We start from the raw sequence: 19,765 nt of genomic DNA, 5'->3' as shown, positions 1-19,765 counted from the left end.
GCCGGGTACCTGCTTGCCCATCTATCCCTTTGAGATTCCATATGTCGCCCAGCCAGCGCAGCCGAAAGCCCTCGCGTCCCCTCTATGCGGCCCTCGCCGCCCTGCTGGTGCTGCCGTTCGGCGCCGACGCGGTCCTGCCGCTCGGCACGGCGACCTGGGCGGGCTATATCCTGCCGACGGTGATCGCCTACACGGCCGGGCGACCGGTGGTGCCGCTGATCGTCGCGGCACTGGCGACCTTGCTCAACTTCGCCGGGTTCACGCTGGCGCCGCCGGGCGTCGATCCGCAGGTGGTGCTGGTCAACCGCATCCTGGGCTCGGCGATCCTCTGGATACTGGCGGGCATCGGCTTCGCCTTCGTGCGCAACCGGCTGGCGATCCGGCGCGAGGAATGGCTGCAATCGGGGCAGGTCGGCCTCGCCAAGGCCGTCGCCGGCGAGCTGCCGCTCGACGAGCTCGCCACCGCCGCGCTGCGCTTCCTCGCCGACTATAGCGGTGCGCAGGCGGGCGCCATCTTCGTGCGCGACCCCAGCGGCGCGGGCTTCCGCCGCCGCGGTACCTACGCCGTGCCGGCCGACGCACCGCTGCCCGAATGGGTGAAGTCGGGCGAGGGGCTGCTGGGCCAGGCGATCGCCGATCGCCGCCAGTTCGTGCTGGAGCAGGTACCGGAGGGCTATCTCTATTACGGATCGGGCCTCGGCCAGGCGCAGCCGCGCACGCTGGTAATCGGTGTCACCGAGGCGGACGGCGAGATCAACGGCGTGCTCGAACTCGGCTTCCCCGGCGCGGTCGACCCGCAGGTGCAGGCGCTGCTGGAGCGGATCGGCGGCCAGCTGGGCGTCTCGATCCGTTCGGGCAAGTACCGCGCCCGGCTGCGCGCGCTGCTCGAAGAGACGCAGAAGCAGGCCGAGGAGCTGCAGGTGCAGAGCGAGGAGCTGCGCACCAACAATGACGAGCTGGAGACCCAGAGCCGTCAGCTGCAGGACACCGCCGCCCGGCTGGAGGCACAGCAGTCCGCACTCGAGCAGAGCAATGCCGAGCTGGAGGCGCAGACCCGCGCGCTGGAATTGCAGCGCGATGAACTTGCCCGCGCCCAGGGCGCGCTGGAGCAGCAGGCTGCCGACCTGGAGCAGGCCAGCCGCTACAAGTCCGAATTCCTCGCCAATATGAGCCATGAGCTGCGCACCCCGCTCAACTCGCTGCTTATCATGGCGCGGCTGCTGGCGGAGAACCGTGCGGGCAATCTCAGCGCGGACCAGGTCCGCCACGCCGAGACGATTGAGACCTCGGGCAACGACCTGCTGACGCTGATCAACGACATCCTCGACATCTCGAAGATCGAGGCGGGCAAGCTGGAACTGCAGCCCCGCCGCGTCCGCATCGCGCCGGTGCTCGACAAGCTCAAGGCGGTATTCGGGGCTTCCGCCACCGCGAAGGGGCTGGAGTTCCGCATCGAGCAGGCGGCGGGCGCGCCGGGCGAGATCGAGACCGATCCGCAGCGGCTGGAGCAGGTGCTCAAGAACTTCCTGTCCAACGCGATCAAGTTCACGGACAAGGGCGAGGTGTCGCTCGGTGTCTCGCGGCGGCCCGATGGGCGGATCGCGTTCACGGTGCGCGACACCGGTGTCGGCATTCCCTCCGAGCAGCAGCAGGTGATCTTCGAGGCGTTCCGCCAGGCCGATGGCACCGTGAGCCGCAAATATGGCGGCACCGGGCTCGGCCTGTCGATCTCGCGCGAGCTGGCACGGCTGCTCGGCGGCGAGGTGGCGGTGGAGAGCATGCCGGGCGAGGGCAGCGCCTTCGCGCTGATCCTGCCCGAGGCCTATGATCCCGCGCTGGTCCAGGCAGCGGCCCCGCTGCCGAGCCCCAGTCCGGCGCCGGTCAAGCCACAGCCCTCCAATCCCAAGCCGGGCCGCCGCCGCAGCGCCGAGCCCTGCGAGGACGATCGCGAGAAACTGTCGGGCGATTCCCGCGTGATCCTGATCGTCGAGGACGATCCCGTGTTCGCGCGCATCCTGTGCGACATCGCGCACGACCTCGGTTTTCAGTGCCTGATCGCCGGCACCGCCGACGAGGGCGCGCTGCTCGCCCGCCAATATGTGCCCAACGCGGTGATCCTCGACATGAACCTGCCGGACCATACCGGCCTGTCGGTGCTCGACCGGATCAAGCGCGACGTGCGCACCCGGCATATCCCGGTGCACGTCGTCTCGGTCGACGACGACAGCCAGGCGGCGCTGTCGAGCGGCGCGGTCGGCTATCTGTTCAAGCCGGTGAAGCGCGAGCAGCTGGTCGACATGCTGGAGGGCCTCGAGGCCAGGATGTCGCAGCGCATGCGCCGCGTGCTGGTGGTGGAGGACGACGCGCAGCAGGCGGAAAGCGTCAAGGCGCTGCTCGCCTCGCGCGAGGTGGAGACGGTCCAGGCCCATTCGGCCGCCCAGACCTTCGAACGCCTTGGCCAGGAGACGTTCGACTGCATGGTGCTCGATCTCAACCTGCCCGACGCCTCGGGCCTCGACCTGCTCGACCGGCTGAGCGAGGACGACAGTGTGGGGTTCCCGCCGGTGATCGTCTATACCGGCCGTGACCTCAGCCAGGACGAAGAGCTGCGGCTCCGCAAATATTCCAAGTCGATCATCGTCAAGGGCGCCAAGTCGCCCGAGCGGCTGCTCGACGAGGTGACCTTGTTCCTCCACCAGGTCGTCTCGGAGCTGCCCGAGCCGCAGCAGGCGCTGATCGCCAAGGCGCTGGGCCGCGACGCGGCGCTCGAAGGCCGCTCGATCCTGGTCGTCGAGGACGACATCCGGAACGTTTATGCGCTCACGAGCATTTTCGAGCCCCATGGAGTCAAGGTTCGCATCGCCCGCAACGGCCGCGAGGCGCTGCATGCGCTGGACGAATCCGCGCGCCATCTCACCGATCGGGTCGATCTCGTGCTGATGGACGTGATGATGCCGGAGATGGACGGCCTCACCGCCACGCGCGAGATCCGCAAGCAGCCCTGGGGCAAGACGCTGCCGATCCTGATGCTCACGGCCAAGGCGATGGCGCGCGACCAGCAGGAATGCCTCGACGCCGGCGCCAACGACTATCTCGCCAAGCCGCTCGACATCGACAAGCTGCTCAGCCTGGTGCGGGTGTGGATGCCGCGGTGATCGATGACCTCGTTCCGGCGCATGCGGAGATCGAGCTGGACCTGCTGCTCGAGGCGATCTGGCGGCAGTATCACTACGACTTTCGCGGCTATTCGCGCAGCTCGCTGCACAAGCGGATGGAGCGGGCGTGCCAGCGCTTCGGCTGCGAGGGGGTCTCGCAGCTCCAGCATCGGCTGCTGCGCGAGCCGGCGGTGTTCGCCGAGCTGATGGGCTTCCTCACCATCCAGGTGAGCGAGATGTTTCGCGATCCCGGCTATTTCCGCGCGCTGCGCGAGAAGGTGGTGCCGCATCTGCGCACTTGGCCCTCGCTCAAGGTATGGATCGCGGGCTGCGCCAATGGCGAGGAATTCTACTCGCTCGCCATCCTCTTCCGCGAGGAGGGCCTGGAGGACCGGACGATCTTCTATTGTACCGATATCAGCCCGGCGGCGCTGGCCAAGGCCGAGGCGGGCATTTTCGATCTGGGGCGGATTCCGCAATTTACCGAGAATCACCGGCACTCCGGCGGCCATAGTTCGCTTTCCGATTACTATATGGCGGCCTATGGTGGCGCGGTGTTCGACAAGAGCCTCCGTGCCCGCGCCGTCTTCGCGGAACACAGCCTCGCCACCGACCAGGTGTTTGCCGAGGTGCATCTCGTGTCGAGCCGCAACGTGCTGATCTATTTCGATCGCGAGCTGCAGGATCGTGCGCTGGGGCTGTTCGGGGACTCGCTGGTGCGCGGCGGATTCCTCGGGCTCGGCGCGCGCGAGACGCTGCGTTTCTCGCGCCATACCGACGCCTTCGCCGATTTCGATGCGGGCGAGCGCCTCTACCGGCGCACCAATGCCGGCCTGCGGACGATCGCCGATGCGTGATCCGGTGAAGGTCCTTGCCGTCGACGACGTGCCCGAAAACCTGATCGCGCTGGAGGCATTGCTCGCGCAGGACGGTCTGGAACTGCTCACCGCCGCCTCGGGCATGGAAGCGCTGGAGCTGCTGCTGGTGCACGATGTCGCGCTGGCGCTGCTCGACGTGCAGATGCCGGGGATGGACGGGTTCGAGCTCGCCGAACTGATGCGCGGCACCGAGCGCACCCGCCGCGTGCCGATCATCTTCCTCACCGCGGTCGCCACCGACGAGCGCCGCCGTTTCCGCGGCTACGAAACCGGGGCGGTGGACTATCTGCTCAAGCCGGTCGATCCGCAGATCGTCCGCAACAAGGTCGAGATCTTCGTGGAGCTGGCGGCGCAGCGACAGGAGATCGCCCGCCAGCGGGACCGCCATGCCGCCGCACTCGCCCGGCTGAAGGCACACCGGGACAATTCCCCGCTCGCCATCGTCGAGTTCGATGCCGAGCAGCGGATCATCGCCTGGTCGGCGGGAGCCGAGCGGATGTTCGGCTGGCGGGTGGTGGAAGTCTCCGGCTTGCGCCCGTCCGAGCTCGAATGGCTCGATGCCGAGCATGCCGCGCGGTTCGATGCGATGATCCGCGGGATGATCGCCGGCGAGCATGTCCGCGACATGCGGCCCTTGTGCATGCGGACGGCTGTAGGCGTGATGCTCGACTGCGAAGTCTATGGGTCGGCGCTGTTGGGGCCGGATGGGTCCTTGCTGTCGGTAAACACCCAGATTCTAGATGTCACCGATCGGGTACGTGCCGAGGAGACGCAGCGGCTGCTGATCGGCGAGCTCAACCACCGAGTAAAGAACACGCTCGCCTCGGTGCAGGCGATCGCCACGCAGACGCTGCGCCATTCCTCCGGCCCCTCGGACTTCGCCCCGACCTTCATCGGGCGGATCCATTCGCTGGCGCGCGCGCATTCGCTGCTCAGCAGCAGCACCTGGCAGGGCGCGAGCCTGCAGGAGCTAATCGAAGGCCAGCTGCAGACCGGCACGATCGATCCGGAACGGTTCGACACCGGTGGACCGATGGTTGAACTGGCGCCCGAGCCCGCGTTGCATCTGGCGCTCGTTCTGCATGAACTGGCTACCAACGCGCACAAATATGGCGCGCTGTCGGTGCCCGAGGGACGGGTGGGGCTCCACTGGGGCGTCCGGAACGGGATGCTCGAGCTTGACTGGCAAGAAAGCGGTGGACCGGCCGCGACACCGCCCACACGGCGCGGCTTCGGCACCGCGCTGATAGAGCGCAGCCTGAAAGCCGAGGGCGGTAGTGCCGTGCCGAGCTATGGCGAGGGAGGCGTCGCCTGGAAGCTCTCGATCCCCTATGCCAGCGCGGTTCGGCTTCGCGAGGAGCCGCGCGCGGCGCGCAAGGCGATCCCGGTGTTGCCGGCAGGCGGCGGCGCGGCGCTGGTCGGCAAGCGGGTGCTGATCGTCGAGGACGAGCCGCTGGTCGCGCTCGAACTCGCGACGATTCTGGGCGATGCCGGCATGGTGGTGGCGGGTGTCGTCGCCACTTCGGCCGATGCGATGGCGGCGATCACCAAGACGCCCGTCGATGCCGTGCTGCTCGACGGCAACCTCCAGGGCGCGCTGGTCGACGATGTGGCGGCGGCGCTGGTCGCGCGCGACATCCCGTTCCTGTTCGTCAGCGGCTACGGCCGCGATCACCTGCCGATCGGGCTAGACTCGGTCACCGTGATCGAGAAGCCGTTCGATGCCCGCACGATCGCCGCGGCGCTCCACCAGTTGCTGGTGCGCACGCCCGTGCGCGACTCAGCCTAGGCCGAATCACGAACGATCAGTTCGGGCAGCATCGCCACCGAGCCGACATTCTGCCCGGCGATTCGTGCCAGCAGCAGCTCCACGAGAAGATTCGCGCCATAGACGACGTCCTGGCGGATCGTGGTGAGCGCGGGCGTGGTGTAGCCGGCGAGAAGGATGTCGTCATAGCCGATGACCGCAACGTCCTCCGGTACGCGCAAGCCGCGCTCGGCCAGTGCGCGCATCGCGCTCATAGCGATCACGTCGGAGGCGGCGAGGATGCCGTCCGGCGCCGGATTGGCAGCGAGATAGGCGGCCATCTCGCGATAGGCGTCTTCCATCGTGAGATGGATCGGCACCACGGTGTCGGTCACCCCAGCGGCTTCGGCGACGGCACTGTGGAAGCCCTTGTACCGATCGGAAAATTCGGGCGCTCCGGCATTGCCGAGAAAGGCGAGGCATTTGCACCCGCGCGTGATCAGGTGGCGCGCGGCAAGTTCCCCACCGGTGACATTGTCAGTACCGACCGTGATCTGGTTCGAGCCCAGTCGCGCGGCGCCCCACACCACCATGCGCTGATAGCTGCCCGCCACCCGCTCGATCGCCTCCAACTGATCCGACTGACCGATCAGGATGATGCCGTCGACGCGGCCGGAGGCAATGATGTCGTCGAGCCAGCGCGGCCCCTGCGGCACCACGCGCGACAGGAACAGGTCGTAGCCGCGCTTGGTCAGCGCATCCGCAAGTCCGCCCAGCAGCCCCATGAAGAACGGATCGGACAGCGCCTGATCGACTTCGTGGCCCAGCGGTACCACTACGCCGATCGCGCCGGTACGCTGCTTGCGCAGCGCACTGGCGGTCTGGTTGAGGCGAAAGCCGTGTTCTTGGGCGAGCGCAACGATGCGCTCGCGGGTACCTCGCGCGACTCTAGGATGATTGGAAAGCGCCCTTGAGGCAGTCGAAACCGACACGCCTGCGATTTTCGCCAGCTCGACCAAGCCCACTGACTTCAACTGTCCCGCCCCCCAACGCGTTGTTCTGTCAGCGCTGACAGTATCGCGTCCTAATCGATTTGGGAAACCTTAACATTGGTATAGGGCGGTTCGGACCAACCATCGCTGCCATTTTCGATCCTTCCGGCGAGCCGACGACGGTAACCGGGGACAGCCGGATCGGTGAGGACAAGGTCGTACCAGCCACCGGTAACCGTTAGCGCTACCTTGGTTTCTTCTGATACGATCGGCTTGAGCTGGGGGTGGCGGGGCCATTCCGAAATGATCCCAGCGGGCGCCTCGATCCGCAGCGAGGGGGCGGTGCCGCGGCGCTGCTGCCAGCGCACCGCACCGGCATGGGCAGGCCCTTGGCCGGCGAAATGGCGATGAAAACCGTTCGGACCGAGCAGCCAGAGATCGTAGCGGCCTTCCGAGTCGAGCGGCCATTCGGCTTCGATCGCGCCACCCTGCTTGAGCGTGTAGCGGCGCGGCACCGCATCTAGCTGGAGCCGATCATAGACATGCACCACCGCCGGCACGCCAGTGCATTCGAAGCGCAGCACGATCTTGCTCGAATCGAGCCCGGCTTCGCTCACCTCCAGCGCATAGGGCAGGGCGCGCGCGCGGCGGATGCCCGGCTCCTGCGCGGGTGCCTGGCCGGCGGCGACCGGCGCGCTGGGCTCCGGCTGGCTGCGAAGCGCGGCGGCGCGGGTGGCGAGGTCGCGTGGATCGGGCAGCACCGGCCCGATCTTGCGGTTGGGGCTGCGGAAGTCGAACGCGCTGGTCAGGTCGCCGCAGACCGCCCGTCTCCACGCGGAGATATTGGGCTCCTGCACCCCGAACCGCGCCTCCAGGAAACGGATTACCGAGGTGTGGTCAAAGACTTGCGAGTTCACCCAGCCGCCGCGGCTCCAGGGCGAGACGACATAGCAGGGCACGCGCGGGCCGAGGCCATAGGGCCGTCCGATCAGCTCGGGCCGCTCGGATTTCTCGTCGGCGACGCTGGGGATCTGGTGATAGTCGTTGGACGTGTCGACCTGCGAGGCGCCGAGGAAGCCGCCGACCACCGCCGGATCGCGCGACGGCGGCCCGGGCGGCGGGACATGGTCGAAAAAGCCGTCATTCTCGTCGAAATTGACGATCAGCACGGTGCGTGCCCACACCTCCGGATTGGCGGTCAGCGCGTCGATCACCGCGGCGGTATAGGCCGCGCCCTGGGCCGGGCTGGAGGGGGCGGGGTGCTCGCTGCCCTTGGCGTCGGCGATGATCCACGAGACCTGGGGCAGCTTGTTCGCCAGCACGTCGGCGCGGAGCTGGTCGAGCCCGTGGGTGGTCAGCGCGCGATCGTAGAGCGGCGAGCCCGGCTGCGCCTCGCGATAGGCGGCGAAACCGACCAGGGGGTTGTCGGTGAAATTGTCCGCCATGTCCTGGTAGATGCGCCAGTCGATCCCGGCCGCCTGGAGCCGCTCCGGATAGGTGGTCCAGCGATAGGAGTCGGGGTGGCCGCCCTTGGTCGCGAGCTCGTCGTGCGAATTGCCGATCGACGGGCCGCCCATCATCCCGCTGGGATCGTTGGTGCCGGTCCACAGGAACAGGCGGTTGGTGTTGGTGCCGGTATGGACCGCGCAGTGATAGGCGTCGCAAATCGTGAAGCTCTCGGCGAGGGCGAACTGGAACTCCAGGTCCTCGCGGGTGAAATAGCCCATCGCGCGATCGGTCTTGGCGGCGGCCCAGCGCTGCATCCGGCCCTGATCCCAGGCGGCCTGCGCATCGGGCCAGCTGTGCGGCGTGCTCGCCACCCGCATCAGCTCGAAATGCTCCTTGGTGGAGAGATGGAAGGGCGCGACCAGCCGGCCGTCGGCGGCTTCCTGGGCGAACACGCTGCGGCCGCCCGGCAGCGGCACCGTCAGCGGATCACCAAAGCCACGGACGCCCTTCATCGTGCCGAAATAATGGTCGAAGCTGCGGTTCTCCTGCATCAGGATCACGACATGCGCGACATCGGCGATGGTGCCGCTGCGGACGTCCGCCGGGATCGCCGCCGCCCGTGCGATCGATGCGGGCAGCGCCGATGCCACCGCCGCCTGCGCGCCCGCTGCCAGGAACCGCCGCCGCGTCGTGCCCCCGTTCGTCATCGTGCCCCCAACTCCCATGTCACCAAAACAATACCTGCAGGCGGGTGCAGTAGCGGGATGACGAATTGATGACGGTTTTCAGACAGTCGGCAGGAAAAGATCGTCCATCGCCCGATCGTGCGTGTCGGTCTCATAGCCATGCGCCGCCCGCCAGCCCGCGTCGAAGCAGGTCGAGCCATAGCGGCGGCCATCGTCGCACAGCAGGGTGACGATCGAGCCGGTCTGGCCGGCGGCACGCATCTCGCGGATCAGCGTCGCGCAGGCCCAGATATTGGTGCCGGTCGAGACGCCGCACGGGCGGCCGAGCACGCGACTGATCCGCAGCGCTGCCGCCAGGCTCGCGGCGTCGGGGACGGCGATCATCCGGTCGATCACGTCGGGCAGGAAGGAGGGTTCGAGCTGGAGCCGGCCGATGCCTTCGACGCAGGAGGGCGCGCCGTCGATGGTGGTGACGTTGCGATCGACATAATGGCGGTGGAACACCGAGGCCTCGGGATCGGCGACGCACAGTCGTGTCAACAGGCGGCGATAGCGCAGGTAGCGGCCGATCGTCGCCGAAGTGCCGCCGGTCCCCGCGCCGCAGACGATATGGGTAGGGATGGGATGGGCTTCCTGCGCCATCTGCTCGAAGATCGACTGGGCGATATTGTTGTTGCCGCGCCAGTCGGTTGCGCGCTCGGCATAGGTGAACTGGTCCATGAAATGGCCGCCCAGTTCGGTGGCGAGCCGCTGCGCCTCCGTGCGGACCGAGCGCGGATCGGCGACCTCGTGGCAACGGCCGCCATGGAACTCGATCGCCTCGATCTTCTCGGGCGACGTACCGCGCGGCAGCACCGCGACGAAGGGCAGCCGGATCATCCTGGCGAAATAAGCTTCGGAAACCGCGGTCGACCCGCTCGATGCCTCGACGATGGTCGTCTGCGGCCCGATCCAGCCGTTGCACAGTGCGTAAAGGAACAGCGAGCGGCCCAGCCGGTGCTTGAGGCTGCCGGTCGGGTGACTCGATTCGTCCTTGAGGTACAAGGTGATGCCCGGTGCGCCCGGCAGCTCGACGCGGACCAGATGGGTGTCGGCCGAGCGGTTGAACTCGGCATCGATGGTGCGGACGGCGTCATCCACCCAGGCGCGGTCGCAGCGGGTGGGGCGGGGCAGGGCAGCGTCGGTCATGGCGCCCGCCTTTAGCCCCCCGATTGCGGGTGCGTCGACTCCGGAAGCGCCGCTTGTCCTGCGTTGTCGTGATCTGCGCGAACGCGGCGGGGTGGCGAACGGGTGTAGCGTCGGCGGCCGAGCAACGGAGTGCCGCCCATGCCAAGTCCCGATGATCGCAGTTATTTCCAGCGCCGCGCCCGTGCCGAGCTGGCCATCGCCTCCACCTGCGAGGACAATGCCGCCGCGCTCGCGCATTTCCGGCTGGCCGACGAATATGAGCGGCGGGTGCGCGCCATGGCCGCGCGCATGCCCGTCGCTGCAGCAACGTCGTCCCGCGGGTCCTGATCTAACCCGCGAGCAGCGCCTTGCGGAAGGCCGAAATCGCCGCTTCCGGCATCGGGCGTGCCCGCGCCCCGTTCGTTGCAGCACTCTGGCGGAGACGCACCGTGCCCCCCCGCCATTCGAGGATGCCGTCGCGCCGCATCGCCTGGAGCGTGCGGTTCACATGGACGCTGGTGAGGCCCAGCGCATCGGCCAGCATCTCCTGGGTGAGCGGCATCGGGAAGCTCTCGGGCCCCGCAGCGCCGGCCAGGAGCAGGCGCTCGTGCATTTCGGACAGCCAGTCCTGGATGCGTTCATAGGCGCTCATCCGGCCGAGCCGGGCGATCTGGCGTAGAAGATAGATCTCGTCGAGTGCGGCGCTCGCCGCATAGGCTTCGCGCGGGCCTTCGTCTTCGGGCGCAGGGGCGGAGCACAGCACCGCATCGCAGAGCGCCGTGATCGTGCTGGGGGCTACCGGCTGGAAGGTTCCGGCGTCCTGGATCACGTCGCCTGGCAGGAGGAAGCTGAGGATCTGGCGGCGGCCGTCGCTGAACAACTGCACGCGACCCAGCCAGCCGTCGAGGACGAGCAGCGGCCCCGGCGTTCGCTGCCCCGCCAGGATCAGGTCGCGGGTGGCGCGGATCCGCTGGGGAAACTCCGCCGCCTGCCGGAGCACACGACGCTCGGCATCGCTGAGCGACGCAAGCGAGCCTAACCGGCTGGATGCAAATGCGTCCGCCGCGTGGGGTGGAGTTGTCAGCATGATCCGAAGGCAACGCGCTGGGTGCGTGCGAAGTTCAGAATAAACAGCCTAACAAGGATCAGTACATCAATGCTTGTGCCGGAATCGTGAAGCTGCATTCCGCTCCGCCAGGAAGTAAGCGGAAACTGGAATGGATTCCGGAATAGGAAGCGAAGATGGTCTCGATCAGTTTTCTTCCGAAACCAGAGCGTGGGTGATCTGCCGGGGCCAGGATGGCAACGCCACGCTCCCTCCACGCGACCTCGACGCCCAGCGTAGTGTGCTTCCAGGCTATCTGGAGGGATTGACGCGCGCCGGCGCCACCTAGTGCGCCGAACTTGATCGCGTTGGTGGTGAGTTCGTGGAAGACGAGCGTCAGCAGTCGCGCAGCCGCCGGGCGAAGCAGCACGCCGGGCCCCGTGATGGAAATGCCCGGCGCGCCGCCGAACTGGAACGCCCGCAGCGCGTCGCGCACCAGCAGTTCCAGGTCGGCGCCATCGCTCGTGGCGCCGATCGCCGCGGCGTGCCGCACGGCATCGTTGCGACCGGCCTGGTGCGCGCGCGCATCCTCGGCGAAAGTCTCGGTAGAGGGAAGCTCAGCATGTTGGCCGTTCACCAGCGCGCGCAGCTTGGTCAGAACCGCTTCCGGCGTGCAGGCCGGAGAAAGGGCGATTGCCGGTGCGTCGTCGCTGAGACCGGACTGAACGCCCCCATGGGCAACTGCAGGGCGTGTATTGGGCTGCGTCACCCGGGACCGTTCCTCTCGCCGACGGGATGGTTCGCGCCGGTGCCGCGTCCCGAGGGCGCGCGGCAGGGCGGAATGCGGCATCACATGCGTACGCCGCTAGCTGGCGAAAGGAACTACGGCCTTAAGGGCAGGGTGGATGCACGCTTAACATGGAACCCGTTGCTTTTTATTCGGCCGCGACTTCGAGGGACGTCGTTTGCGGAAGGGGGACGTTCATCGCCTGCGCAAACCAGGTACAGGTGCGCTCCAGCCCCTCGGCAAGCGGGACTCGCGGCTCCCATCCGAGCAGCGCACGCGCACGTGCAATGTCGGGCTTGCGCCGGCGTGGATCGTCCGTCGGGAGCGGATGATACGCAATAGCAACATTGCTGCCCGTGAACACCGCGACCGCCTCGGCTAACGCCTCTACCGTAATTTCATGAGGATTCCCGAGGTTTATTGGCTCCATACCGGTGATATCACTATTCATTAGCAGGCGTAGGCCCCGCACCAGGTCCGAGACATAGCAGAAGCTGCGCGTCTGGCTGCCGTCGCCGTAGAGCGTCAGCGGCTTGCCGGAGAGTGCCTGTACGATCAGGTTCGACACCACTCGACCATCGTCGAAGTGCATGTGCGGGCCATAGGTGTTGAAGATCCGCGCAACGCGGACTTCCGCGCGTCCGCTGCGGCAGAAATCATAGGTCAGCGCCTCGGCGGCGCGCTTGCCTTCGTCGTAGCAGGCGCGCGGGCCGGTGCAGCTTACCCAGCCGCGATAGTCTTCGCGCTGGGGGTGCATCTCGGGATCGCCATAGACCTCGGAGGTGGAAGTGAGCAGAAACCGGGCGCCCGCCTCCGATGCGAGCCGCAGCAGGCGATCGGTACCAACCACATTGGTAAGCATCGTATGCTCGGGATCCACCTGATACTGCGGCGGCGAGGCGGCGCAGGCGAGGTTGTAGATCTGCTTGAAGCGATGCGCGCGTTCCAGGATGGTTGCCGGCAGTTCGTCGACAACGTCGCCGCGGACGAACTCGAAGCCCCGCCGCCCCTCCAGCCCGCGCAGGTTGGACAGGTTCGAGGTCTGGAGATTGTCGAGGCACACCACCTGCTCGCCGCGGTCGAGCAATTCGGCGCAGAGGTGCGAGCCGATGAAGCCGGCACCCCCGGCGACCAGGATCAGCGACTTCTCTGTATCGTTCGTCATCGGGGCATTCCTCTCCCGGCGCGTGCCGTGGGGTCGCGCGCTGGCTTCGTTGAGATGGGCTTCGAGTTCGGCGGCGCGGTGTGCGGCGTCATGGCCTTCGAACAGGCGGCGCCGCGCGGCGGTGCCGATCGCCTCCGCATCGCGGTGGAACGCTGCGATCGCGTCTTCGGTCGTGTCGGCGAGCAGGATCTCGTCGCCGGGGACGAACAGGCTTTCGATGCCTTCCCAGCGGTCCGACAGGATCGGGGTGCCGCAGGCCGCCGCCTCGAACAGCCGCACCGAGGGCGACCAGCCGGCCGCGATCATGTCCGCGCGGGTGACGTTCAGGGTCATCCGCGAGGCGGAATAGAAGCCCGGATGCTCCGCCGGGGGCAGATGCTCGATCCGCTCGACATTGGCCGGCCAGTCGATGCTGTCGGGATATTGCGGGCCCGCGACGGCGAAGCGCCTCTCCGGGCAGCGACGGGCTGGCTCGAGCAGCAGTTTCTCCAGCGTCGGCTGGCGATCGGGGCTGTAGGTGCCGAGATAGGTGAGATCCCAGCGCTTCGGCACGTCGAGCGGGCGATAGGCGTCGGTATCCACCGAGCAGTATAGCGCGCGGGCGGCGGGGCTGCCGAACTCGCGCTCGATCCGGTCGAGCGTCGGGCCGCCGGTGAAGCTGAGATACACGTCATAGCCGGGGACCAGCGCAGGGGTGAGATACTCGAACTCGCCGCGCGCCAGCTTGGCGAGGGTGACCGGCGTGTCGATGTCGTAAAAGGCGGTGACGCCCTTCGCTGTACCTTGTACGAACTGGCCGACTTCCACCCCATCCGGCACATAGGAGCCGACGATCACCGCGTCGGCGTTGGCGATCGCCTCCCGCCAGATGTCTAGATCGGCGAGCGTACGGTAATATTCCAGCCGGCAGAAGTCCGGATCGACGAGGTCGCGGTGTGCGCCGGCGTACCACGGCACCTCGCGCTCCAGGAACAGCACGTCGTGTCCCCGTGCGGTGAACGCACGCAGCAGGGCGCGGAAGGTGGTCGCGTGGCCATTGCCCCAGGAGGAGCCGAGGCTGAGGCCGAGGACGATCAGCTTCATGCGGCTTTCCTTTCGCGGGGCTGGTGCGACTTGAGGATTGCGTCGACCTGCGCGCCGCGGAGGTCGTAGCTGTGTTCGGCGAGCACGCGGGCCTTGGCCGCTTCGCCGATCGCGCGGGCGCGCTCGGGGGTGAGGGTGGCGAGGTGCTCGGCCACGTCCTGCCCGTCGCGGGCGACGAGCACTTCGGCGTCGGGCTTGAGGAACAGTTCGATGCCTTCCCAGGCGTCGGTAATCAGGCAGGCGCCGGCGCCGGCGGCCTCGAACACGCGGGTGGCGGGGGAGAAGCCGATCGCCGCCATCGAATCCCGCGCGACGTTGAGCACCGCCTGCGGCGTGCAGTTGAAGGCGTTGTGGTCCGCGGTGCCGACATGGCCGATCGCGCGGACGTTCGCCGGCACGCCCTTGTCGTGCCAGCCATTACCGCCGAGCAGGAAGCGGCGATCGGGTGCCAGCGAGGCCGCACGGAGGAAGAATTCCTCGATCCGCGCCTCGCGATCGGGCAGCCGGTTGGCGAGCAGCGCGAGATCGGCGCTGAAGCGCGGATCGGCGGGGGCGGGGTGGTGCGTCTCGGGGTCGAGCGCATTGTAGACCGGGATGCACTCCCGGGCACCCATCTCGGTATAGGCGTCGATCACCGGCGGACCGCCGCCATAGGTGAGCACCAGGTCGATCTCCGGCAACATGGCGCGGACCGGATGGGCGGGGTCGCCGCGCATCTCGTCGAGCGTCGCGGCGGCATCGACGTCCCAGAAGATGCGGAGCGCATCCGGGCGGGGCGCGGTGCGCAGTGCCTCGATCAGCTCGCGGTCGAACACGCCGACGCCGCTGGCCTTCACCACCACGTCGGCATGGCGCGCCTCGGCCAGCACGCTGCGCAGGCCTTCCTCGGTGGCGGGATAGACCACCACCTTGGCCCAGGACGGCGGATCGATATCGCGGTGCTGCTGGCGCTCGAAGGCGTCGGGCTCGTAGAAGGTGATGGCGTAGCCGCGCGCGGCCAGCGCCTTGAGGATGCCGCGATAATAGGTCGCGGCGCCGTTCCAGTACGAAGAGAGCAGGCTGGATCCGTAGAATGCGATCTTCATGCGGCGTCCTTGGCAAGTTGAGGGCGGGCCAGGCTGGCGACGATGGCGAGCAGTTCGTCCACCCGGTGCGCGCAGCTATGGCGGGTCCGGATCGTCTTGAGCCCGTGGGCGACCAGCGCGGCGCGGAGATCGGCGTCGTCGCGCAGCGCCTTGAGGAGGCGGGTCATCTCGGCGCCGTCTCGCGCGACCAGATAGTCGGTTCCCGGCCGGAACAGGCCTTCCGCATCGTCCCAGGGAGCGGAGACGAGCGGGATGCCGCAGGCCAGCGCCTCGAACACGCGGATCGTCGGGATGCCGGGCAGGATCGTCGCATAATAGCGCCGGGGCACATGCACGGTGGCGAGATGCCGGGCGAAGATTTCCGGTGCACGGGCATTGGCGGCCCAGCCATGATAGCGTGCGCCGTGGCGGGCGAGCATGGCCTTGGCCTCGTCCGGATAGCGGACGCCGTAGATGTCGAGCGGCAGGTCAGCCTCGGCGGCGGGCTGGAAGAGGAACCGCTCCAGTTCCTCGGTCCGCTCGCCATCGCCCCAGTTGCCGATCCAGACCAGGCCCTCGCGCGCGCCTTCCTGCGCGGGCGGCTGGAAGCGGCGCAGGTCGGCGGCCTCGTGCCAGACCCAGACGCGGTTGCCCCAGCCCCAGCCGCGATAGACTTCGGCCAGCGTCTCCCCGAAGGCGAGCACGCCGTCATAGTCGTTGAGGTCATAGGCCTGCATCGCCGCGGGCTCGCTGACCGCGCGGTGATGGGTGTCGTGAAAGAGCAGGGTGAAATTGCCGCCCATCGCGCGGGCATGGCCGATCCGGGAAACCAGCTTGGGATCATTCCACTCGTGGACAATCACCAGATCGGCGTCGCCGATCATCTCGGCAGGCGTGCACATCGGCGTGTAGCTGTGGGAATGCAGCTCCGGATAGGCGCAGTGATACGGCGCCAGACCTTCCCGACCATGATCGGCGAGCAGGTTCGTGAGGCTCCAGGCGTGTTCGGGCTCCCAGACCTTCACGTCATGGCCGCGGGCGATCAGCTCGCTGAGTACGCCGCGCAGGAAGTGCGCGTTGCCATGGTTCCAGCACGAGGTGAGCGAATGGGTGAAATAGACGATCTTCATGCCGCGACCTTTCCGGCGGGCGCGCGCTCGGAAACGAGCTGGCGGTAGAGGGGGAGCATGGCGTCGGCCATGCGGGCAGGCGTGTAGCGGCGGGCGCGCTCGGCGGCGGCGTCGCCCAGATGGCGGCGCAGCGCGAGATCGCCGATCAACTGCTCGATGGCTGCGTGGTAGGCGGCGGGGTCGCGCGGCGGGACGAAGGTGGCGGCGCCGTCCCAGAGTTCGCGGAATACCGGGATGTCGCCCAGCACCAGCGCGCATCCGGCGGCCGCTGCTTCCAGCACGGCAAGCCCGAAGGGCTCGAAACAGGCGGCGGAGACGAAGATCGGGCGCGCGGCGAGCCGCTTGGCGAGCGCCGCTCTGTCCAACTGGCCGAGCAGATGCAGGTTTTCCAGCTGCACCGTCTCGCCGTGCGGGCCGGTCGCGGCGCCCGCGGCATGGAAGGGGACGGAGAGCTGCCCCGCCACGGCGTCGAGCAGTTCGGCGCCCTTCACCGAATCCCACAGCCGGCCGACGGTCAGCACGCAGTCCTGGGCGGGTTCGTGCTTGGGCGTGACCAGCGGCGCGCGGCCATTGTGCACCACGGTCGGCAGTGCCGGCAGGCCGTAATAGTCGCGCACGACCTCGGCATAGCCGGCGGAAGGAGCGACCACCCGATCGGCCGCGCGCAGTCCCTGCTCGGTCAGCGCCCGGTGCCATGTGAAGCTTGGGTCGAGCGGCACGCCGGGGCGGCCATGCTGCCACCAGGTGGAGACACAGCCATGCGTCACCGCCAGCATCGGCATGCCCGGATCTGCCGAAGCTGCCAGCGTGGGCATGTTGAGCTGTACGAGATCGACGCCGTGCAGCTGCGCCAGTCGGCCGATTTCCGCGCCTGCCGCAAGCACGGGAGCAGGACCCTCGCACAGCCAATCGAGCGGCAGCCCGCTTTCGATGAAGGTCATTCCGGGGATTGCCTGCGCCTCTGCGCGTTGCGCGGCGCTGGGCGCCGGCCCGAGCTGCACCAGCACCGTCTCGACGTCGCGCTCGGCCAGCGCCCCGGCAAGGTCGATGCTGTACTGCCACACGCCGCCGACGGTGTCGGTGGTCAGCAGCAGTCGCAGCGGCGCGGCCATGGTCACAGTGCAGCCGCCGCCATGCGCTCGCGCTGGGCCGGGCGGCCGATCGTCAGGCCGCGCTCTTCGCCGAGCCAGCGGGCGAGGGTGGTCACGCCGTCCTGCCATCCGGTGGGCGCGCCCAGCCCAAGGGCGGCTCGCGCCTTGCTGGTATCCGCGACGAAATAGCGCTGGTCGCCCGCGCGCCAATCGTCGAAATGCAGGTCGAGCGGGCGGCCGGTGATCGTCTCGACATGCGCCAGCAGCGTCCGCAGGCTCACCGCATTGGCGGGCCCGCCGCCGAGGTTGAAGGCCTGGCCCGAGACCCGGTCGATCTGTCGCCATGCGGCGACATAGGCGTCCACCGCGTCCGACACGTCGAGGATGTCGCGCACCTGGTGGCCGTCGCCATAGAGCGTGATCGGTGCGCCTTCGAGGGCGCGGATCAGGAAATGCGCGACCCAGCCCTGGTCCTCGGTGCCCATCTGGCGCTGGCCATAGATGCAGCTCATCCGCAGCACCGCGGTCGGCAGACCGTAGCTCCGGGCATAGTCGAGCACATATTGGTCGGCCGCACCCTTGGAACAGCCATAGGGCGTGTGGAAATCGAGCGGCCGCGCCTCGCCGATGCCGCTCTCGTGCACTTGGCGGTCGACGGGCTGGTAGCCGTTGTCCCCAAGCTCGAAGTCGAGATCCGCGAGGTCGCCATAGACCTTGTTGGTCGAGGCGAAGATCACCGGTGGCGGAGTGTCGGCCGTGCGGGCCGCTTCGAGCAGCGCGAAGGTGGAGGCGATGTTGACCTCGAAATCGGCGGTTGGATCGGTGAGGCTGGTCGTCACCGCGACCTGCGCGGCGAAATGGAACACCGCGCGCGCCGAGCGTACCGCCTCGACGAGCTTGGTCGTCTCGCGGATGTCGGCGATTTCGGCACTGATACGGTCGCCGTGGCGCGCCTGCAGCCAGGCAAGGTTTCGCTCGACACCGGGGCGGCGCAGTGCGTCGTAGATCAGCACCGCCTCGCCCTGGCGCGCCAGCCGGTCGGCGAGGTTCGATCCGATGAACCCGGCGCCGCCGGTGATCAGGATCGGCCGTGCGTCGCCGCCGTTCATGCGACCAGGCCCCGCTTTTCGAGCTCGGCGCGCGCCTGGCCCACCCGGTCCTCGGCGGTCTGCTGCTGCACCCAGTCGGCGAGTTCGGCGAGCCCGGCCTCGAAATCCTGCCGCGCCTCGAAGCCGAGCTTCTCGCGCGCCAGGCTGGTGTCGCAGAAACAGTGGCGGATATCGCCGACGCGCGTCTTGCCGACGATCTCCGGCGCGGCGTCGTTGCGCCCCATCGCGCGGGCGAGCGCCTCGGCGACCTGGGTCACCGAGCGATCGTTCCCGGAGCCGATGTTGAAGGTCTGGCCGGCGGCCTGGGGCAGGGTGAGCGCGTCGGCGAAGGCGCGGGCGACGTCGCTGACATGGACGAAGTCGCGGCGCTGCTCGCCATCCTCGAAGATCATCGGGCGCTGGCCGTTGAGCAGTCGCGAGGCGAAGATCGCCAGCACGCCGGTATAGGGGTTGGACAGCGCCTGGCCGGGGCCATAGACGTTGAACAGGCGCAGACACGCCGTCTCGATGCCATAGGGCGCCCCCATGATGTGGGTGGTGCGCTCCTGGACATATTTGTTGAGCGCGTAGATCGAGGCGAGGCTGGGCCGCTTCCATTCGGGCGTGGCGACCGGCTCGAGCGGGCGGCCCTGTCCGTCGAGCGGATTCCACTGCTGCTGGCCGTCGCGGACGATGCCGCGCTCGGCATTCTCGACGAGGGTGCCGTCGGCATCGCGATATAGGCCTTCGCCATAGATGCTCATCGACGACGCAGTGACCACGCGGCGGACGGGGGTGTCGATCAGCCGCTCGAACAGCACCGCGGTGCCGACATCGTTGGTGGAGGTGTAGCGCTCGACTTCGTACATCGACTGGCCGACGCCGACTTCGGCGGCGAGGTGGATCACGCTGTCGACACCCTGCAGCGCGCGGGCAACAGCATCGCCATCGCGCACGTCGGCGCGGATCAGCTCGACTTCAGAGTCCAGTGCCTCCGGGCGTTCGCGGTCGCCATGGACCTGCTCCAGCATCGAATCCAGCACGCGGACCTGGTGCCCTCTGCGCAGCAGTTCGGCCGAAACCTGACACCCGATGAATCCCGCGCCGCCCGTTACGAGCACCTTTTCCGCCATGTCGATGCTTTCCTGCCTTTAAACTAATCTAGGTAAGTCGTGACAGAATGATGACTTGCTAGAGAAACCATCCGCCGATGCAACAAACAGCTTCTTCTTCATCTT

General features: G+C 67.9%; 15 protein-coding genes. 4 read left to right on the top strand and 11 right to left on the bottom strand.

The window, feature by feature from the left end; all coding sequences use genetic code 11:
* The first annotated feature begins 41 nt into the window (after positions 1–41).
* From CA234_RS11125 to CA234_RS11115, 3 genes are read left to right on the top strand one after another with little or no spacing between them, the layout of a single operon-like run.
* Positions 42–3,155, top strand: a complete 3,114-nt coding sequence (locus tag CA234_RS11125; RefSeq protein ID WP_126001715.1) for a response regulator — start codon at positions 42–44, stop codon at positions 3,153–3,155.
* Positions 3,140–4,012 carry a CheR family methyltransferase gene (locus tag CA234_RS11120; protein WP_126001714.1) on the top strand — a complete coding sequence of 291 codons (873 nt, stop codon included), beginning with the start codon at positions 3,140–3,142 and terminating at the stop codon, positions 4,010–4,012. The genes CA234_RS11125 and CA234_RS11120 overlap by 16 nt, the downstream gene beginning before the upstream one ends.
* On the top strand, positions 4,005–5,822 hold the full coding sequence (locus tag CA234_RS11115; RefSeq protein ID WP_126001713.1) for a response regulator: 1,818 nt from the start codon (positions 4,005–4,007) through the stop codon (positions 5,820–5,822). The genes CA234_RS11120 and CA234_RS11115 overlap by 8 nt, the downstream gene beginning before the upstream one ends.
* Here CA234_RS11115 and CA234_RS11110 read toward each other — a convergent pair.
* The 3 genes from CA234_RS11110 to CA234_RS11100 all read right to left on the bottom strand — a co-directional run bounded on the left by CA234_RS11110 (position 5,819) and on the right by CA234_RS11100 (position 10,095).
* A complete protein-coding gene (locus tag CA234_RS11110) occupies positions 5,819–6,805 on the bottom strand; it encodes a substrate-binding domain-containing protein (RefSeq protein ID WP_126001745.1) in 987 nt (328 codons plus the stop codon). The genes CA234_RS11115 and CA234_RS11110 overlap by 4 nt on opposite strands.
* Positions 6,806–6,864: 59 nt before the next feature.
* Entirely contained in the window at positions 6,865–8,928 is a 2,064-nt protein-coding gene (locus CA234_RS11105) for a phospholipase C, phosphocholine-specific (RefSeq protein ID WP_125974791.1), read from the bottom strand.
* Positions 8,929–9,006: 78 nt separating this feature from the next.
* Entirely contained in the window at positions 9,007–10,095 is a 1,089-nt protein-coding gene (locus CA234_RS11100; RefSeq protein WP_126001712.1) for a PLP-dependent cysteine synthase family protein, read from the bottom strand.
* Positions 10,096–10,233: 138 nt separating this feature from the next.
* On the opposite strand from CA234_RS11100, the gene CA234_RS11095 reads away from it, so the two are divergent.
* Positions 10,234–10,422 (top strand): hypothetical protein, encoded by a 189-nt coding sequence (locus CA234_RS11095; protein WP_125974787.1) that lies wholly within the window; start codon positions 10,234–10,236, stop codon positions 10,420–10,422.
* 1 nt (position 10,423) lies between these two features.
* Here the strand turns inward: CA234_RS11095 and CA234_RS11090 are convergent, their stop codons facing one another.
* From CA234_RS11090 to CA234_RS11050, 8 genes are all read right to left on the bottom strand, one after another.
* Positions 10,424–11,161: a Crp/Fnr family transcriptional regulator gene (locus tag CA234_RS11090; protein WP_125974785.1), complete on the bottom strand. Its 738-nt coding sequence runs from the start codon at positions 11,159–11,161 to the stop codon at positions 10,424–10,426.
* Between the two features lie 58 nt (positions 11,162–11,219).
* Complete coding sequence (locus tag CA234_RS11085) at positions 11,220–11,888, bottom strand: sensor histidine kinase (RefSeq protein ID WP_126001711.1); 669 nt, start codon at positions 11,886–11,888, stop codon at positions 11,220–11,222.
* A 166-nt stretch (positions 11,889–12,054) separates the two neighbouring features.
* Positions 12,055–14,154, bottom strand: a complete 2,100-nt coding sequence (locus tag CA234_RS25335) for an NAD-dependent epimerase/dehydratase family protein (RefSeq protein ID WP_346962890.1) — start codon at positions 14,152–14,154, stop codon at positions 12,055–12,057.
* On the bottom strand, positions 14,151–15,239 hold the full coding sequence (locus CA234_RS11070) for a glycosyltransferase (protein ID WP_126001710.1): 1,089 nt from the start codon (positions 15,237–15,239) through the stop codon (positions 14,151–14,153). Before CA234_RS11070 ends, CA234_RS25335 begins: the two co-directional genes overlap by 4 nt.
* Complete coding sequence (locus CA234_RS11065) at positions 15,236–16,348, bottom strand: glycosyltransferase (protein WP_126001709.1); 1,113 nt, start codon at positions 16,346–16,348, stop codon at positions 15,236–15,238. Before CA234_RS11065 ends, CA234_RS11070 begins: the two co-directional genes overlap by 4 nt.
* Positions 16,345–17,460 carry a glycosyltransferase family 4 protein gene (locus tag CA234_RS11060; RefSeq protein WP_126001743.1) on the bottom strand — a complete coding sequence of 372 codons (1,116 nt, stop codon included), beginning with the start codon at positions 17,458–17,460 and terminating at the stop codon, positions 16,345–16,347. Before CA234_RS11060 ends, CA234_RS11065 begins: the two co-directional genes overlap by 4 nt.
* A 2-nt stretch (positions 17,461–17,462) precedes the next feature.
* Positions 17,463–18,548 carry an NAD-dependent epimerase/dehydratase family protein gene (locus tag CA234_RS11055; protein WP_126001708.1) on the bottom strand — a complete coding sequence of 362 codons (1,086 nt, stop codon included), beginning with the start codon at positions 18,546–18,548 and terminating at the stop codon, positions 17,463–17,465.
* Positions 18,545–19,660 carry an NAD-dependent epimerase/dehydratase family protein gene (locus tag CA234_RS11050; RefSeq protein ID WP_125974773.1) on the bottom strand — a complete coding sequence of 372 codons (1,116 nt, stop codon included), beginning with the start codon at positions 19,658–19,660 and terminating at the stop codon, positions 18,545–18,547. Before CA234_RS11050 ends, CA234_RS11055 begins: the two co-directional genes overlap by 4 nt.
* Positions 19,661–19,765: the final 105 nt, after the last annotated feature.

The sequence above is a fragment of the Sphingomonas sp. ABOLE genome (assembly GCF_003950455.1).
GTDB classification, from domain to species: domain Bacteria; phylum Pseudomonadota; class Alphaproteobacteria; order Sphingomonadales; family Sphingomonadaceae; genus Sphingomonas; species Sphingomonas trueperi.
Note: the sequence above shows the minus strand (reverse complement) of the source record. Positions and strands in the feature narration are given on the sequence as shown.

What these genes read in the sequence shown, in the direction of transcription:
- CA234_RS11125 (WP_126001715.1), top strand. Translation starts at nt 42, where the DNA reads ATGTCGCCCAGCCAGCGCAGCCGAAAGCCCTCGCGTCCCCTCTATGCG.
- CA234_RS11115 (WP_126001713.1), top strand. Translation starts at nt 4,005, where the DNA reads ATGCGTGATCCGGTGAAGGTCCTTGCCGTCGACGACGTGCCCGAAAAC.
- CA234_RS11105 (WP_125974791.1), bottom strand. Translation starts at nt 8,928, where the DNA reads ATGACGAACGGGGGCACGACGCGGCGGCGGTTCCTGGCAGCGGGCGCG.
- CA234_RS11100 (WP_126001712.1), bottom strand. Translation starts at nt 10,095, where the DNA reads ATGACCGACGCTGCCCTGCCCCGCCCCACCCGCTGCGACCGCGCCTGG.
- CA234_RS11095 (WP_125974787.1), top strand. Translation starts at nt 10,234, where the DNA reads ATGCCAAGTCCCGATGATCGCAGTTATTTCCAGCGCCGCGCCCGTGCC.
- CA234_RS11090 (WP_125974785.1), bottom strand. Translation starts at nt 11,161, where the DNA reads ATGCTGACAACTCCACCCCACGCGGCGGACGCATTTGCATCCAGCCGG.
- CA234_RS25335 (WP_346962890.1), bottom strand. Translation starts at nt 14,154, where the DNA reads ATGAAGCTGATCGTCCTCGGCCTCAGCCTCGGCTCCTCCTGGGGCAAT.
- CA234_RS11070 (WP_126001710.1), bottom strand. Translation starts at nt 15,239, where the DNA reads ATGAAGATCGCATTCTACGGATCCAGCCTGCTCTCTTCGTACTGGAAC.
- CA234_RS11065 (WP_126001709.1), bottom strand. Translation starts at nt 16,348, where the DNA reads ATGAAGATCGTCTATTTCACCCATTCGCTCACCTCGTGCTGGAACCAT.
- CA234_RS11060 (WP_126001743.1), bottom strand. Translation starts at nt 17,460, where the DNA reads ATGGCCGCGCCGCTGCGACTGCTGCTGACCACCGACACCGTCGGCGGC.
- CA234_RS11055 (WP_126001708.1), bottom strand. Translation starts at nt 18,548, where the DNA reads ATGAACGGCGGCGACGCACGGCCGATCCTGATCACCGGCGGCGCCGGG.
- CA234_RS11050 (WP_125974773.1), bottom strand. Translation starts at nt 19,660, where the DNA reads ATGGCGGAAAAGGTGCTCGTAACGGGCGGCGCGGGATTCATCGGGTGT.